This is a genomic window from Enterobacter sp. 118C5, assembly GCF_034107645.1.
Classification (GTDB): Bacteria; Pseudomonadota; Gammaproteobacteria; order Enterobacterales; family Enterobacteriaceae; genus Enterobacter; species Enterobacter nematophilus.
Genome location: NZ_JAWNEU010000004.1, coordinates 133,993 through 149,233 on the forward strand (window position 1 = coordinate 133,993; position 15,241 = coordinate 149,233).

The 15,241-nt window shown below is 58.8% G+C and carries 14 protein-coding genes and 1 riboswitch; of the genes, 5 read left to right on the forward strand and 9 right to left on the reverse strand.

Annotated elements, in window-relative coordinates; translation table 11 throughout:
* Window positions 1-69: 69 nt before the first annotated feature.
* The 3 genes from araD to araB are packed head-to-tail and all read right to left on the reverse strand — an operon-like array spanning window position 70 to window position 4,035.
* A complete protein-coding gene (gene araD / locus UTO39_RS10390) occupies window positions 70-765 on the reverse strand; it encodes an L-ribulose-5-phosphate 4-epimerase (protein WP_023295910.1) in 696 nt (231 codons plus the stop codon).
* A gap of 47 nt (window positions 766-812) precedes the next feature.
* Window positions 813-2,315, reverse strand: a complete 1,503-nt coding sequence (araA, locus tag UTO39_RS10395) for an L-arabinose isomerase (protein WP_061099252.1) — start codon at window positions 2,313-2,315, stop codon at window positions 813-815.
* A 10-nt stretch (window positions 2,316-2,325) separates the two neighbouring features.
* A complete protein-coding gene (gene araB, locus UTO39_RS10400) occupies window positions 2,326-4,035 on the reverse strand; it encodes a ribulokinase (RefSeq protein WP_061099251.1) in 1,710 nt (569 codons plus the stop codon).
* Window positions 4,036-4,372: 337 nt separating this feature from the next.
* On the opposite strand from araB, the gene araC reads away from it, so the two are divergent.
* Both araC and UTO39_RS10410 read left to right on the forward strand, forming a co-directional pair.
* Entirely contained in the window at window positions 4,373-5,218 is an 846-nt protein-coding gene (araC, locus tag UTO39_RS10405) for an arabinose operon transcriptional regulator AraC (RefSeq protein WP_061099250.1), read from the forward strand.
* A gap of 128 nt (window positions 5,219-5,346) precedes the next feature.
* A complete protein-coding gene (locus UTO39_RS10410) occupies window positions 5,347-6,114 on the forward strand; it encodes a DedA family protein (RefSeq protein WP_253540680.1) in 768 nt (255 codons plus the stop codon).
* Between the two features lie 30 nt (window positions 6,115-6,144).
* On the opposite strand, the gene thiQ is transcribed toward UTO39_RS10410, so the two are convergent.
* From thiQ to sgrR, 4 genes are all read right to left on the reverse strand, one after another.
* Window positions 6,145-6,846 carry a thiamine ABC transporter ATP-binding protein ThiQ gene (gene thiQ / locus UTO39_RS10415; protein ID WP_266179276.1) on the reverse strand — a complete coding sequence of 234 codons (702 nt, stop codon included), beginning with the start codon at window positions 6,844-6,846 and terminating at the stop codon, window positions 6,145-6,147.
* Complete coding sequence (thiP, locus tag UTO39_RS10420; RefSeq protein WP_320727125.1) at window positions 6,830-8,440, reverse strand: thiamine/thiamine pyrophosphate ABC transporter permease ThiP; 1,611 nt, start codon at window positions 8,438-8,440, stop codon at window positions 6,830-6,832. Before thiP ends, thiQ begins: the two co-directional genes overlap by 17 nt.
* Window positions 8,416-9,399 carry a thiamine ABC transporter substrate binding subunit gene (gene thiB, locus UTO39_RS10425; RefSeq protein ID WP_320727126.1) on the reverse strand — a complete coding sequence of 328 codons (984 nt, stop codon included), beginning with the start codon at window positions 9,397-9,399 and terminating at the stop codon, window positions 8,416-8,418. Before thiB ends, thiP begins: the two co-directional genes overlap by 25 nt.
* A gap of 31 nt (window positions 9,400-9,430) precedes the next feature.
* Window positions 9,431-9,531, reverse strand: a riboswitch (TPP riboswitch).
* A gap of 36 nt (window positions 9,532-9,567) precedes the next feature.
* The gene (gene sgrR, locus UTO39_RS10430) at window positions 9,568-11,223 is read right to left on the reverse strand and encodes an HTH-type transcriptional regulator SgrR (protein WP_320727127.1); all 1,656 of its coding nucleotides are present in this window, start codon (window positions 11,221-11,223) and stop codon (window positions 9,568-9,570) included.
* An 88-nt stretch (window positions 11,224-11,311) separates the two neighbouring features.
* Between sgrR and sgrT the strand changes: the two genes are divergently transcribed.
* From sgrT to UTO39_RS10445, 3 genes are all read left to right on the forward strand, one after another.
* Complete coding sequence (gene sgrT, locus UTO39_RS10435) at window positions 11,312-11,464, forward strand: glucose uptake inhibitor SgrT (protein ID WP_116342480.1); 153 nt, start codon at window positions 11,312-11,314, stop codon at window positions 11,462-11,464.
* Window positions 11,465-11,584: 120 nt separating this feature from the next.
* Window positions 11,585-12,763 carry a sugar efflux transporter gene (locus UTO39_RS10440; RefSeq protein ID WP_061099243.1) on the forward strand — a complete coding sequence of 393 codons (1,179 nt, stop codon included), beginning with the start codon at window positions 11,585-11,587 and terminating at the stop codon, window positions 12,761-12,763.
* A gap of 216 nt (window positions 12,764-12,979) precedes the next feature.
* Window positions 12,980-13,132 (forward strand): Hok/Gef family protein, encoded by a 153-nt coding sequence (locus UTO39_RS10445; RefSeq protein WP_042319272.1) that lies wholly within the window; start codon window positions 12,980-12,982, stop codon window positions 13,130-13,132.
* Between the two features lie 91 nt (window positions 13,133-13,223).
* Here the strand turns inward: UTO39_RS10445 and leuD are convergent, their stop codons facing one another.
* The gene (gene leuD, locus UTO39_RS10450) at window positions 13,224-13,829 is read right to left on the reverse strand and encodes a 3-isopropylmalate dehydratase small subunit (RefSeq protein WP_320727128.1); all 606 of its coding nucleotides are present in this window, start codon (window positions 13,827-13,829) and stop codon (window positions 13,224-13,226) included.
* A gap of 10 nt (window positions 13,830-13,839) precedes the next feature.
* Complete coding sequence (leuC, locus tag UTO39_RS10455; protein ID WP_061099241.1) at window positions 13,840-15,240, reverse strand: 3-isopropylmalate dehydratase large subunit; 1,401 nt, start codon at window positions 15,238-15,240, stop codon at window positions 13,840-13,842.
* Window position 15,241 lies beyond the last annotated feature (1 nt).

A 15,241-nucleotide genomic window follows, 5' to 3' on the forward strand; every position in this document is an offset into this window, starting at 1 on the left:
TATCCCATAAAATAAAACCAGGCCTGATTATAGCCTGGTTGAATGTTTTATGCTGGGGATATATACAGTTTATTGTCCGTAATAGGCCTTCGCGCCGTGCTTGCGCAGGTAGTGTTTATCCAGCAGGGTTTGCTGCATATCCGGCAACTGCGGCGCGAGCTGGCGACAGAAGATCCCCATATAGGCCACCTCTTCAAGCACGATCGCGTTATGCACCGCATCTTCCGCGTTTTTACCCCAGGCAAACGGGCCGTGGGAGTGCACCAGCACGCCGGGCATTTGCGCCGCGTCGATTCCCTGTTTTTCGAAGGTTTCGACAATCACGTTACCCGTTTCCCACTCGTACTCGCCGCCAATCTCCGCATCGGTCATCAGGCGCGTGCAGGGTATGGTGCCGTAAAAGTAATCCGCGTGGGTGGTGCCGGTAGCCGGGATAGGCTGGCCCGCCTGCGCCCAGATGGTCGCATGGCGAGAATGGGTATGCACAATGCCGCCGATGGTCGGGAATGCCTGATACAGCAGACGGTGGGTGGGCGTATCGGAGGAGGGCTTTTTGTTACCTTCCACCACTTCACCCGTTTCGATGCTGACCACTACCATATCTTCAGCGGTCATCACCGTGTAATCCACGCCGGAAGGCTTGATCACGAACACGCCTTTTTCCCGATCAACGGCGCTCACGTTACCCCAGGTGAGGGTCACCAGGTTGTGTTTCGGCAGCGCCAGGTTGGCTTCGAGCACCTGACGTTTGAGATCTTCTAACATCGTTGTCTCCCTGCCCGGCGAGCGCAGCGCCACCGGGCATTCCATACTTAGCGTTTTGAACCGTAATAAACTTCGTTCCAGCGCAGCGCGTCTTTGAAGGCAGGCAGGCGGGTGTCGTTATCAATCACGGTCAGTTCGATATCGTGCAGCTCGGCGAACTGACGCATGTCGTTAAGGTCCAGCGCGTGGCTAAAGACGGTATGGTGCGCACCGCCGGCCAGGATCCACGCCTCTGACGCGGTTGGCAGGTCAGGCTGCGCTTTCCACAGGGCATTGGCGACCGGCAGTTTCGGCAGAGAATGCGGGGTTTCAACCGCATCGACGCAGTTCACCAGCAGGCGGAAACGATCGCCGAGATCGATCAGGCTGGCGTTGATAGCCGGGCCGGTACGGGTGTTGAAGATCAGACGAGCCGGATCCGCTTTGCCGCCGATGCCGAGGTACTGCACGTCAAGGATCGGTTTCTCTTCCACCGCAATCGAAGGGCACACTTCCAGCATGTGCGAGCCGAGCACCAGGTCGTTGCCGTTCTCGAAGTGGTAGGTATAGTCCTCCATAAAGGAGGTGCCGCCCTGCAGACCGGTCGACATCACCTTCATGATGCGAAGCAGAGCGGCAGTTTTCCAGTCGCCTTCGCCCGCAAAGCCGTAGCCCTGCTGCATAAGACGTTGTACCGCCAGGCCCGGCAGCTGTTTCAGGCCGTGGAGGTCTTCAAAGGTGGTAGTAAAAGCGTGGAAGCCACCCTGTTCCAGGAAGCGCTTCATGCCCAGCTCGATGCGCGCCGCATCCAGCACGTTCTGGCGCTTGTCGCCGTTGATTTGTGCCGCAGGGGTCAGGCGGTAGCTGCTTTCGTACTCGTCCACCAGCGCGCTCACGTCGCCGTCGCTGACTTCATTTACCACCTGCACCAGGTCACCCACCGCCCAGGTATTCACGGAGAAGCCGAACTTGATCTGCGCCGCGACCTTATCACCGTCGGTGACCGCCACTTCACGCATGTTGTCGCCAAAACGCACCACTTTCAGGTGGCGGGTGTCCTGCTTAGAGACCGCCTGGCGCATCCAGGAGCCGATGCGCTGTTGCGCTTTGCCGTCCTGCCAGTGGCCGGTGACTACCGCGTGCTGCTGGCGCATGCGCGCGCCGATGAAGCCGAACTCGCGGCCGCCGTGCGCGGTCTGGTTCAGGTTCATGAAGTCCATGTCGATGCTGTCCCACGGCAGGGAAGCGTTGAACTGGGTATGGAACTGCAGCAGCGGTTTGTTGAGGATAGACAGGCCGTTGATCCACATTTTGGCCGGTGAGAAGGTGTGCAGCCACACCACCAGGCCAGCGCATTTATCGTCGTAGTTGGCGTCACGGCAGATATTGGTGATTTCGTCCGGCGTGGTGCCCAGCGGTTTCAGCACCAGCCTGCACGGCAGTTTGGCTTCCGCGTTCAGCGCGTTAACCACGTGCTCCGCGTGTTTCGTTACCTGCTGCAGCGCTTCCGGTCCGTACAGATGCTGGCTGCCAATCACAAACCACACTTCATAGTTATTAAAAATGGTCATCATCGTGTCCTTAATGGGTCAGGGTTGCCGTAGTGTCCGCGGTGCTTTTGGCCGGGGCGGCGACAGGGAGATAGTGAAGCTCGGCGCTTTTTGCCCATTGCTGGTAGCGCTGATAAAGCTGTTCAAAGCGTTGTGCCTGCCGGGCACGCGGCTGGAGCGTGTTTTCGACGGCGCTCGCCATATGCCGCTGTGCGGTCGGAATATCGGCATGAACGCCTGCGGCCACGGCAGCGAAAATCGCCGCGCCCAGCGCGCAGCACTGATCGGAGGCCACAATCTGCAGCGGACGGTTCAGCACGTCGCAGCAGGCCTGCATGATCACCGGGTTTTTACGGGCGATACCGCCCAGCGCCATCACGTTATTCACGTCGATACCCTGTTCGGTGAAGCACTCCATAATGGCGCGCGCGCCGAAGGCGGTGGCGGCAATCAGACCGCCGAACAGCGCCGGGGCGTCGGTTGCCAGGTTGAGATCGGTAATCACCCCTTTCAGGCGCTGGTTGGCAAACGGCGTGCGGCGACCGTTAAACCAGTCCAGCACCACCGGCAGGTGATCGAGAGACGGGTTTTTGGCCCAGGCTTCGGTGAGCTGCGGCAGAAGCTGCTTTTTGCTGTCGGCAATCTGGTTTTTCAGTTCAGGATGCGCCGCCGCCAGCTGGTCCAGCGGCCAGCCCAGCACGCGGCCAAACCAGGCGTAGATATCGCCAAACGCGGACTGGCCGGCTTCAAGGCCGATAAAGTCCGGCACCACGCTGCCGTCAACCTGGCCGCAGATGCCTTTCACCGCGCGGTCGCCGACGCTGGCTTTATCCGCCGTCAGGATGTCGCAGGTGGAAGTGCCGATAACTTTGACCAGCGTGTTGGGCTGCGCGCCCGCGCCCACGGCGCCCATATGGCAGTCAAACGCGCCGCCGGAGATAGCCACGTTCTGCGGCAGGCCGAGGCGTTTTGCCCACTCTTCGCAGAGCGTGCCGACCGGAATATCGGCGGTGAAGGTGTCGGTAAACAGCGGGTATGTCAGGTTCTTGTTGATGATCGGGTCGAGCTCGTCGAAGAACGCAGCCGGAGGCAGGCCGCCCCAGCTTTCATGCCACAGGGATTTGTGCCCGGCGCTGCAGCGGCCGCGGCGGATATCCTGCGGGCGGGTAGTGCCGGAGAGCAGGGCAGGCACCCAGTCGCACAGCTCAATCCAGGATGCCGCGGCCTGCGCAACGGCTGCATCGGCACGGGTGACGTGGAGGATCTTGGCCCAGAACCACTCGCTGGAGTAAATCCCGCCGATGTAGCGCGAGTAGTCGGTTTTGCCCGGCTGGTGGCATAAACGGGTAATGGCTTCGGCCTCTTCCACGGCAGTGTGGTCTTTCCACAGCACGAACATGGCGTTCGGGTTGTCGGCAAACTCCGGGCGCAGCGCCAGCACGCGGCCTTCGGCGTCCACGGGGGCAGGCGTTGAGCCGGTGCTGTCGACGCCAATGCCCACGACATCGGCCCGCTGGGCGTCCGTCAGTTCGGCCAGTACGGTTTTTATTGCCGCTTCCATCGACTCGATGTAGTCGCGCGGGTGGTGACGGAACTGGTTGTTCGGCGCATCGCAGTAGCGCCCCTCTTGCCAGCGCGGGTACCACTCAACGCTGGTTGCTATCTCCTGGCCGGACGCACAGTCCACTGCCAGCGCGCGAACCGAGTCGCTGCCAAAATCGAGGCCAATTGCAATTGCCATGGTGTTGCTCCATCCAAAAAACAGGTATGGATGAACATTAGAGACTGGGGGCGAAAATCGTCAGGCAGGATCCGCTAATCTTATGGACTAAATTGCTGTTACGACGGAAAGTGTGACGCCGTGCAAATATTCAATGTGGACATTTCTGCCGCACTTATAGACACTTTTGTTACTGCTTATCTGCCCGTACTGGCGGAGAAATCAGGGGGAAAGGCTGAAACATGGCGGACGTAAAAGAGGCGTGATGCTTTTGGGATCTTTTCGCGGGCCATTTTTAACCTGCTTTTAGTGATATGGACAATTGGTTTCCTTCAGGACCCTTGGGAGAACAGAATCTATGGCCGAACCGCAAAACGATCCCCTGCTGCCGGGATACTCGTTTAACGCGCACCTTGTGGCGGGACTGACCCCTATCGAGGCTGAGGGATATCTCGATTTTTACGTCGACCGACCGCTCGGGATGAAAGGGTATATCCTGAACCTGACCGTGCGCGGGGAAGGGGTGATCAAAAACGGCGATCGGCAGTTTATCTGCCGCCCCGGCGATATGCTGCTGTTCCCGCCAGGAGAAATCCATCACTACGGGCGCCACCCGGACGCCAAAGAGTGGTATCACCAGTGGGTCTATTTCCGCCCGCGCGCCTACTGGCAGGAGTGGCTGTCGTGGCCGGCTATTTTCGCGCAAACCGGTTTTTATCGTCCGGATGAAGTGCATCTGGCGCAGTTTCGTGAGCTGTTCGCACAGATTATTGAGGCGGGGCAGGCCGGGGGACGCTACGCTGAACTGCTGGCGATCAACCTGCTTGAGCAGGTGCTGCTTCGCCGCATGGAGGCCATCAACGAATCCCTTAACCCGCCGCTGGACAACCGCGTCCGCGACGCCTGCCAGTACATTAGCGACCATCTGGCCGACAGCCAGTTTGATATTGCCAGCGTCGCTCAGCACGTCTGCCTGTCGCCGTCACGGCTCTCGCATCTGTTCCGCCAGCAGCTGGGTGTCAGCGTACTGAGCTGGCGTGAGGATCAGCGTATCAGCCAGGCGAAGCTGTTGCTCAGCACCACCCGGATGCCTATCGCGACCGTCGGACGCAACGTGGGCTTTGAAGATCAGCTCTATTTCTCTCGCGTGTTCAAGAAGTGCACCGGTGCCAGCCCCAGTGAATTCCGCGCGGGATGTGAATAATCGGTAAAAAAAGCTAAACATACAGGTGAATGCAGAAAGCAACCTGTAAACTATTCAGACAATTGTTGCCTTGACGCAGTGCAGGGCGCTAAGCAGAATCGCTGATTCGTTTTCTGACCGGAATAGTTATGCAGGCATTGCTGGAACACTTTATTACCCAGTCCGTTATGTACTCGCTCATCGCCGTGGCGCTGGTGGCGTTTCTGGAATCGCTGGCGCTTGTTGGGTTGATCCTGCCCGGCACCGTGATGATGGCGGGGCTCGGTGCGCTTATCGGCAGCGGCGAGGTCAATTTCTGGCAGGCGTGGCTGGCCGGGATTATCGGTTGCCTGATGGGGGACTGGATCTCCTTCTGGCTGGGCTGGCGCTTTAAGAAGCCGCTGCACCGCTGGTCGTTTATGAAAAAGAACAAAGCGCTGCTGGATAAAACCGAACATGCCCTGCACCAGCACAGTATGTTCACCATTCTGGTAGGCCGCTTTGTCGGGCCGACGCGTCCGCTGGTGCCGATGGTGGCGGGGATGCTGGATCTGCCCGTCGCAAAATTCGTGGTGCCAAACATTATCGGCTGCGTATTCTGGCCGCCGTTTTACTTCCTGCCGGGGATCCTGGCCGGTGCGGCCATTGATATCCCTGACGGCATGCAAAGCGGTGAGTTTAAGTGGCTGCTGCTGGGAACGGCGGTGATGCTGTGGCTGGCGGCCTGGCTCTGCTGGCGCCTGTGGCGCAGCGCGAAAGCCAGCGTCGATCGCCTGACGCGCTATCTCCCGCGCGCGCGCCTGCTCTGGCTGGCCCCGCTGACGCTGGGTGTGGCCGTGGTGGCGCTGGTGGCGCTGATTCGCCACCCGCTGATGCCGGTGTACGGTGAGATCCTGTTGAAGGTGGTGAGCCGTTAAGGCCTTTTCCCTCTCCCACGGGAGAGGGCATCAGACCGCACGAATGCCTAACAATGAAGACGCCCCCGCTTTACCACTCAGAAGCTCTTCCGTTTCCCCATCCCACAAAATACGCCCCTCCGCGATCACCACCGATCGCGGTGCGATGCGTGCGGCATCTTCAATGCTGTGCGACACCATTAGCATCGCGATCTGCTCGCGCTGGCAAACCTCCTCAACCAGCGAGAGCATCTCCTGGCGCAGGGCCGGGTCGAGCGCCGAGAAGGGTTCATCAAGCAGCAGCAGCGGCTGCTCCCGCACCAGACAGCGCGCCAGCGCCACGCGCTGTCGCTGGCCGCCGGAAAGCTCGCCGGGCAGTCTGTCGATGAAGGCGGAAAGCCCCATTTGTTCGGCGATCGCCGCCAGCTTCTGCCGCTGCGCAGCATTGAGCTTTAATCCTGGATCCATCCCCAGCGCGATGTTCTGCCATACCGTAAGATGATTAAACAAATTGTTTTCCTGAAACAGCATCGATACCGGACGTTTAGCCGGAGGGGCGAGGGTGAAATCACGATTATCGATGGCTATCGACCCGCTGGCCGGCTGCAAAAAACCGGCAATTAAATTGAGCAAGGTGCTTTTGCCGGCGCCGCTTGGGCCAAGCACCGCGATCCGCTCGCCCCGCTGAACGGTAAGGGTGAAGCGCATTGGCAGGTGCTCGTAAAGCCAGGTTACATCAGTCAGTTTTAACATCGCGCCCCGGGAGTTTTTCGATAATGGTAAATAAGGCAAAGCAAAGTAGCAGCAATAGCAGCGCCGTGACGGCACCGTCCTGGCTGCGGTAGGAGCCAATTTGCTGATAAAGCCAGAACGGCAGCGTGCGGAAATCTTCATTGCCAAAAAGGGCTACCACGCCAAAATCTCCAATCGACAGTACGCAGGCAAAGGCCAGCGCCTGGGCGAGCGGGCGTTTCAGCGCGCGGAGCTCGACCACCTTCAGACGCTGCCAGCCTTTCATTCCCAGCGACTGGCACAGCAAACTGTAGCGGCTATTGACGTCGCGCATCGGGTTTTCCAGCACCTTAAGCGCGTAAGGGATGGCCATCAGGGCGTTGGTGAAAATCACGATGCCGTCGGCGCTTTCCGGCAGGCCGATGGTGCTGTTGAACAGCAAAAAAAATCCTGTCGCCAGCACGATGCCCGGCATCGCCAGAATCAGCATGCCCGTCAACTCCAGCGCGTGTCCGGCTTTACGGGCATGTCGCGCGTAGAGCTCGCGGCTGCTCCAGAGCAGCATCATGGTCAGAATCACACAGACCAGCCCGGCTGCCAGTGCGATGCGCAATGAGGTCCATGTCGCTTGCCACAGGACGGGCTGTTGCAGGACGGACATAAGATTAAGGTTCAAACCGTCAACGATGACGGCCATCAGCGGCGGCAGCAGTAGCAGCAGCGCCAGCGCGATCAGTATAAAATCCGAGATGCGGCTGTGCAGGCTGTCCTGCGGATCGCGCCAGCCGGTGATTTGATTACTGCCAGCGGGAATGGCTTTGCTCAGACGCTGGCTCAACAGCACCAGCGCCAGACAGCACGCCATCTGCACCATCGCCAGCAGCGCGGCGCGTCCCGGATCGTAGTCGTAGCTTAAGGCCTGATAGATCGCCAGCTCAATGGTGGTTGCCTGCGGTCCGCCGCCGAGCGAAAGCACGGTGGCAAAGCTGGCGAAGCAGAGCATAAAAATCAGCGCGGCAACAGGGGCAATCTGGCGTCGCAGCCACGGCCATTCAACAAAGCGGAAGAACGACCAGCCGCGCATGCCGAGCTGGGCGGCAATCTGGCGCTGCTCGCCGGGGATGTTCTCCAGCGCCTGCAAAAAGAGGCGCGTCGCCATCGGCATATTGAAGAAAATGTGCGCCAGCAGGATGCCCTTCAGCCCATAAGGGGAAAAGGTCCACTCCAGCCCCAAAGATGCGAAGAGCGAGGCCAGCCAGCCCTGACGACCGTAGACGCTCAGGATGCCAAAAACGGCCACCAGAACCGGCAGGATCAGCGTCATGGCGCACATGCGAAGCAGAGCCTGCCTGCCGGGAAAGCGCCGTCGGTATAGCGCCCGCGCGAGAAAAATGGCCGGGATTGCTGACAGCAGCGCAGAAAGAAACGCCTGCCAGAAAGAGAACCGGATAACGTGCCAGAGATAACTGTCGTGCCAGAGCGCGAGCAGATCGCTCTCTGGCGCGTTAAACCACAGTGCAAGAAATGCCCCCAGGCTGACCACCACCATCAGCATGGCGCCGAGCAGGCCGGGGATTAACCAGCCGGGAATTAACGGCTGACGGCGCGTTGCCATTCACTTACCCATGCTGCACGCTGCGCGGCGACCTGCTGCGGCGTAAACTCCAGCGAGGTTGTTGGCTTGGTCAACTGCTCGAAGCCTTCCGGTAGCGCAACGTTAGTGACCGGATACATCCAGTTGCCTGCTGGGATGGCGTTCTGGAACGCCGGTGAAACCATAAATTTCAGGAACTTCTCGGCCAGTTCCGGCTGTTTGCTGGCGGTGGTGCGGGCAGCCACTTCCACCTGCAGATAGTGCCCTTCAGCAAAATTCGCGGCGGCGTAGTTGTCTTTCTTCTCGGCGATAATGTGGTAGGCCGGAGACGTGGTGTAGCTCAGCACCAGGTCGCTTTCCCCTTTCAGGAACAGGCCGTAGGCTTCGCTCCAGCCTTTGGTGACGGTGACGGTTTTAGCGGCCAGCTTCTGCCACGCTTCCGGCGCGTTATCCCCGTAGACTTTCTTCATCCACAGCAGCAGGCCCAGGCCCGGCGTGCTGGTGCGCGGATCTTCGTAAATCACGCGCCACTTCTGGTCGCTTTCCACCAGCTCTTTCAGGCTTTTCGGCGGGTTTTTCAGCTTATTTTTGTCGTAAACAAAAGCAAAGTAGCCGTAGTCGAACGGCACGAAGGTGTCATTTTTCCAGCCGCCCGGCACGTTGACGGCATCTGCCGCCACGCCGCTTTTGGCAAACAGTTTGGTTTGCGTCGCGGCTTCCAGCAGGTTGTTATCCAGCCCAAGCACCACGTCGGCCTTGCTGTTTTTCCCTTCCATGCGCAGACGGTTGAGCAGCGATACGCCATCTTCCAGCGCCACGAACTTCAGCTCGCAGTCGCAGTCGGCTTCAAAGGCTTTTTTCACCACCGGGCCAGGGCCCCAGTCGGCGGAGAAGGAGTCGTAGGTGTAGACCGTCAGGACGGGTTTCGCGAAAGCAGGCAGCGCAAACAGCGCCAGCAGGGGAAGAACGTTTTTTAACACTTTGCACCTCAGGGTTGAGTGGCAAAGGATTTTGAGCGACAGCCTCAAATCCCTTCGCCGGCGTTATCCGGATCAGGTTCGACGGGTATTATCTCAGCGCACATCTGTGATGCAGCACCCCGTTGAGAACGGCGCTATTGTAATGATTTGGTGAATATTACGAAAGCGTTATGGCTCCGGCGGCGCAAACCAGGCGGATTTAAAATCAAACCAGCCCAGGGTGTTCATCCGCAGGCCGCGCATGCTGCGCTGTCCCTGGATCAGCAGCCAGTGGTGGATCAACGGTACGATCGTCTGTCCGGCCAGGAGCTCCTGGCACCACGCGGCCAGATCCATTTCGCCTGCCCGCCACTTCGCGGCGTCCTGCTGCCAGTCCCGCTTGATACAGTGCTGAATGAGGGGCACTTCATACAGGTGAGAAAAGAGCGAGAAATCCAGCGGCAGCGTGAAGTTGGCGCTGTTGAGCCAGATATCGCTGACGACATCCCCGCGGTGCCATTCATCGTAATCGATTTCCTGTATCGCCAGCGTCACGCCTTCGGCCGCCAGCAGCTTGCTCATGATCTTCGCGATAAAACGGTGCTCAATGTGATCGCGATAGTAGCTGAGGGTAATGGTCTCCAGCCCGGCGGGTTTTTCACTGCGCACCGGCTGAGCATGATGCCAGCGCGGAAGCAGGCCATATGCCGGGAACCACCAGGTCTGGTATTGATCCTCGGCGTGATAAATCAGGTTAGCCGGGGCCAGAACATGGCTGATCCACCTGCGGACGTCGTGGTTTGATCCGCGGTGGCTGCGGCTGTCAAAGAGCAGGTAGTAACAGCCCTCTTCCAGGCGACTTTCGAACGCCTTTTCGCTGGTTGTGGGCCCCTCCAGCGTCAGGCCGGCGCTCAGCTCTTCGTTGAGATCTGGCAATACCCAGACGTTCACTTCGTCGATCAGCGCCCGATAGCCAAAATAGTCATCAAAGGCGCGGATCTTGAGCTGATTGTTGTTATTGCGCGACACGGCGTAGGGGCCTGTGCCAATCGGCAGGCTGGCAAAATTGTTCAGCGATCGCCATTCGCCGGGCAGGATCATTGAGGGCACATAGCCCAGCAGCCACGGCAGCCATCTGTCCGGCTGAGACAGCTCAATGTCCAGCGTCCAGGCAGTGGGGGAGTGGATCTGCGAGACGTGCGAATAGAGCGGAAGCGTGCGGGCGCGCTCCAGAGAGGCGATGACGTCACTCATCTCCAGCTCGCGGCCATGGTGGAAGTGAATGCCCGGGCGTAAAAAGAAACGCCAGTGCAGGGGGGAAAGTTGCTGCCAGTGGTGCGCGATATCCGCTTCCAGTTCCCCATTTTCCTCATTTATTTTCGTCAGACCGCTGAATATCTGCCGGGCCATGTGGGTTTCAGAACGTCGCAATGCCGTGCCGGGCAACAGGTTTTTCATCGGCCGATAGTAGAGCACCCGCAGAATGTGGCGGCCCTGACGAAAGCTGCGCCCCAGATGCGAGACCAGCATCTGGCGCACGGCGGCCTTGTCGCCCACCAGCTGCACCAGCTGATCGATGCGGTCCTGCTCCAGCAGATCCTCCGCCCGCTGCTGCTGTAGCGCCAGACCGGTATAGAGGAAGGTCAAGCGTGAGCGCTTGCCGCGTCCGGCCTCGGCCTCCCAGCTTAGCCAGCCCTGCTGCTGCATGGTGTTGAGTAACGTGCGCATATGGCGGCGAGAGCAGTTGAGGAGTTCTGCCAGCTCGTTAAGCGTGGTCTCCTGCGATTGACCCTCGCAGCACTGCCACAGGCGGATGAATTGTTGTTGCAGTCGACCGGATGGCATAAAAGGGGAACTCCTGACAAAAAATCAGCAATTTATTAATCCCTATATTAAGCCAATAATTCTTCCCGATGAAGTGAGGAGGTAAATTATGAAGAGGTCTACCGCACGTCAGTTTTATCAGCAGTACTTTTCAGCGACAAAGGGATCGTCCTGGCTGGCCCGCCAGTGTGCAGAGCAACGGCTGAAAATATTGGAAGAACTGATGCAGTGGGACGTTACGAAACCGACCTCTTCCCGCTAACTCGCCTCGATCATGTGTGACTGAGTATTGGTGTTTATCACCCGCCAGCAAAATGTTTTTGCTGGCTTTTTTCGTTTATTCTTTCACCCAATTTCGATTCGCTTTCACAAGGACTTGCGCATGCTGTGGTTGATGACGATGGGGCGCCGCCTGAATGGCGTATATGCCGCTTTTATGCTGGTGGCCTTTATGATGGGCGTGGCGGGGGCCCTGCAGGCGCCGACGCTGAGCCTGTTTCTCAGCCGCGAGGTGGGGGCGCAGCCGTTTTGGGTTGGCCTGTTTTATACCGTCAACGCGATTGCCGGGATCCTCGTAAGTCTGGGGCTGGCGAAACGATCGGACAACCAGGGCGATCGCCGCAGGCTGATCCTCTTTTGCTGCGCGATGGCCGTGGGCAACGCGCTGCTTTTTGCCTTCAATCGTCATTACCTGACGCTCATCACCTGCGGCGTGCTGCTGGCCTCTCTTGCTAATACCGCCATGCCGCAGCTGTTCGCGCTCGCCCGTGAATACGCCGACAGCTCGGCGCGAGAGGTGGTGATGTTCAGCTCGGTGATGCGCGCGCAGCTCTCGCTGGCGTGGGTGATCGGCCCGCCGCTGGCGTTCATGCTGGCGCTGAACTACGGCTTTACGGTCATGTTTTCTATCGCGGCAGGCATTTTTATTATCAGCCTGGCGCTGATAGCCTTTGCGCTGCCGTCTGTCGCCCGGGTTGAGCAGACGACGGATAAGCCCATCACTCAGGTGAGCGGCTGGCAGGATAAAAACGTGCGGATGCTGTTTATCGCCTCCACGCTGATGTGGACCTGCAACACCATGTACATCATTGATATGCCGCTGTGGATCAGCAGCGATCTGGGTCTGCCGGACAAGCTTGCAGGGATCTTAATGGGGACCGCCGCCGGGCTGGAAATTCCAGCGATGATTCTGGCGGGGTATTACGTTAAGCGCTTCGGAAAGCGTCGGATGATGATCGTTGCCGTGGCGGCCGGGGTGCTGTTCTACGCGGGGCTGCTCCTTTTCCATTCGCGTGAAGCGTTGCTGGTGCTGCAGCTGTTTAATGCCGTGTTTATTGGCATCGTTGCCGGGATCGGCATGCTCTGGTTCCAGGATCTCATGCCCGGCCGCGCCGGCTCCGCGACTACGCTGTTCACCAACAGCATTTCGACGGGCGTTATTCTGGCGGGGGTGATTCAGGGGGCGCTGGCGCAAAGCTATGGCCATGCCTCGGTTTACTGGATGATTGCTGCGATTTCGGTGGTGACGCTTGGGCTGACCTGCCGGGTCAAGGATGTTTGATTCTGGAAGGCGGCTTCACGAAATGAAACGATTTTCTGACAGGAGCAGAGAAGGCGCATAGAGTGCGTGGCGGGTGCTTGAGGCTGTTTGCCTCAGGCTTTCGCAAGAGGCAAACAGTGGAGAGTCCCACATCAAAAAAATGATGGGGAGACCAACTTCACAACACACATTGCGAGGTTAGTCTCTTCATTGCCGAAAAGCAATAAGGAGGCTGGAATGCCAAAACGTGCTCTGCTGTTAGGTTTGTTTCTGATCTGTACGACGCTATTGATCTTCACCTGGATGGTGCGTGATTCGCTGTGTGAATTGCACTTCAGACAGGAGAAAACAGAGCTGGCGGCAGTGTTGGCTTACGAAGCAAAACGTTAGCGGTATTGGCGGGGAGATTTCCCCGCCTCTCCAGAGTGGTTGAGCCTCAACGCACCCTTATCAATGGCCCGCACCCTGCGGGCCATTGCCTTTAGCCCATAAACGCAGGCTGTTTTTTCTCGTACGCTGAGATGGCGTCCTCGTGCTGGAGCGTCAGGCCAATGCTGTCCAGACCGTTCAGCATGCAGTGGCGACGGAAGGCATCAATGCTGAAGCTGTAGGTCTTATCCCCGGCTTTCACCACTTCTGCTTCCAGATCCACCTCAAACGCCATGCCCGGGTTCGCCTTCACCAGCGCGAACAATTCATCGACCTGCTCGTCGCTCAGCGTCACCGGCAGCAGCTGGTTGTTGAAGCTGTTGCCGTAGAAGATATCCGCGAAGCTCGGGGCGATAACTACCTTAAAGCCGTAGTCGGTCAGCGCCCAGGGCGCATGCTCACGCGAGGAGCCACAGCCGAAGTTTTCCCGCGCCAGAAGAATTGATGCACCTTTGTATTCCGGGAAGTTCAGGACGAACTCCGGGTTTGGCACTTCGCCTTTGTCGTCCAGAAAACGCCAGTCGTTGAACAGGTGTGCGCCAAAACCGGTGCGGGTCACTTTCTGCAAAAACTGCTTAGGAATGATCGCGTCCGTATCGACGTTAGCGGCGTCCAGCGGGACAACACGGCCCGTATGTTGGGTAAATTTATCTGCCATGATTGTCTCCTTATTTCAGGCTGCGAATATCGGCGAAATGGCCGGTGACTGCCGCAGCGGCGGCCATTGCCGGGCTGACCAGGTGGGTGCGTCCACCCCGGCCCTGACGGCCTTCAAAGTTACGGTTGCTGGTGGAGGCGCAGCGCTCGCCCGGATTCAGGCGGTCGTTGTTCATCGCCAGACACATTGAGCAGCCCGGCAGACGCCATTCGAAGCCTGCTTCGATAAAGATCTTATCCAGTCCTTCCGCTTCCGCCTGGGCTTTCACCGGACCGGAGCCTGGAACCACCAGCGCCTGTACGCCCGGCGCCACTTTGCGGCCTTTCGCAATCTCTGCCGCCGCGCGTAAATCTTCGATGCGGGAGTTGGTGCAGGAACCGATAAAGACTTTATCAATGGCGACGTCGGTCAACGGTACGCCTGGCTTCAGCCCCATGTAGGCCAGCGCTTTTTCCGCACTGGCGCGCTCGACCGGATCGGCGAAGGACGCCGGGTCCGGGATGCTGTCGTTGACGGAAATCACCTGGCCCGGATTGGTACCCCAGGTGACTTGCGGCGCAATCTCTTCCGCCTGCAGCGTGACAACGGTATCGAAGGTGGCACCGTCGTCAGTTTTCAGGGTTTTCCAGTACGCGACCGCGTCGTCAAAATCCTGACCTTTCGGCGCGTGCAGACGGCCCTTCACATAGTTGAAGGTGGTTTCGTCCGGTGCGACCAGGCCTGCTTTAGCGCCCATCTCAATAGCCATATTGCACAGGGTCATACGACCTTCCATGCTCAGCGCCTGAATGGCTTCACCGCAGAATTCCACCACGTGACCGGTACCGCCTGCGCTGCCGGTTTTGCCGATGATGGCGAGAACGATGTCCTTCGCGGTAATGCCCGGCGCGGCTTTACCCTTCACTTCAATTTTCATGGTTTTGGCGCGGCCCTGTTTCAGGGTCTGCGTCGCCAGAACGTGCTCAACTTCCGAGGTGCCGATACCGAACGCCAGCGCGCCAAATGCGCCGTGGGTCGCGGTATGGGAGTCACCGCAGACGATGGTCATACCCGGCAGGGTAATACCCTGCTCAGGCCCCATCACGTGGACAATGCCCTGATACGGATGGTTCAGGTCGTACAGCTCAACGCCAAACTCGTTGCAGTTCTTAATCAGCTCCTGCATCTGGATACGCGCCATTTCACCGGACGCATTGATGTCTTTGGTTTCGGTCGAGACGTTGTGATCCATGGTCGCGAAGGTTTTACCCGGCTGGCGCACCGGGCGCTTGTGCGCGCGCAGGCCGTCGAAGGCCTGCGGAGAGGTCACTTCGTGCACCAGGTGGCGGTCAATGTACAGCAGCGGGGTTTCGTTTGGCGCCTCGTAGACAACGTGGGCGTCAAATAACTTTTCATATAAGGTCCTGGCCATG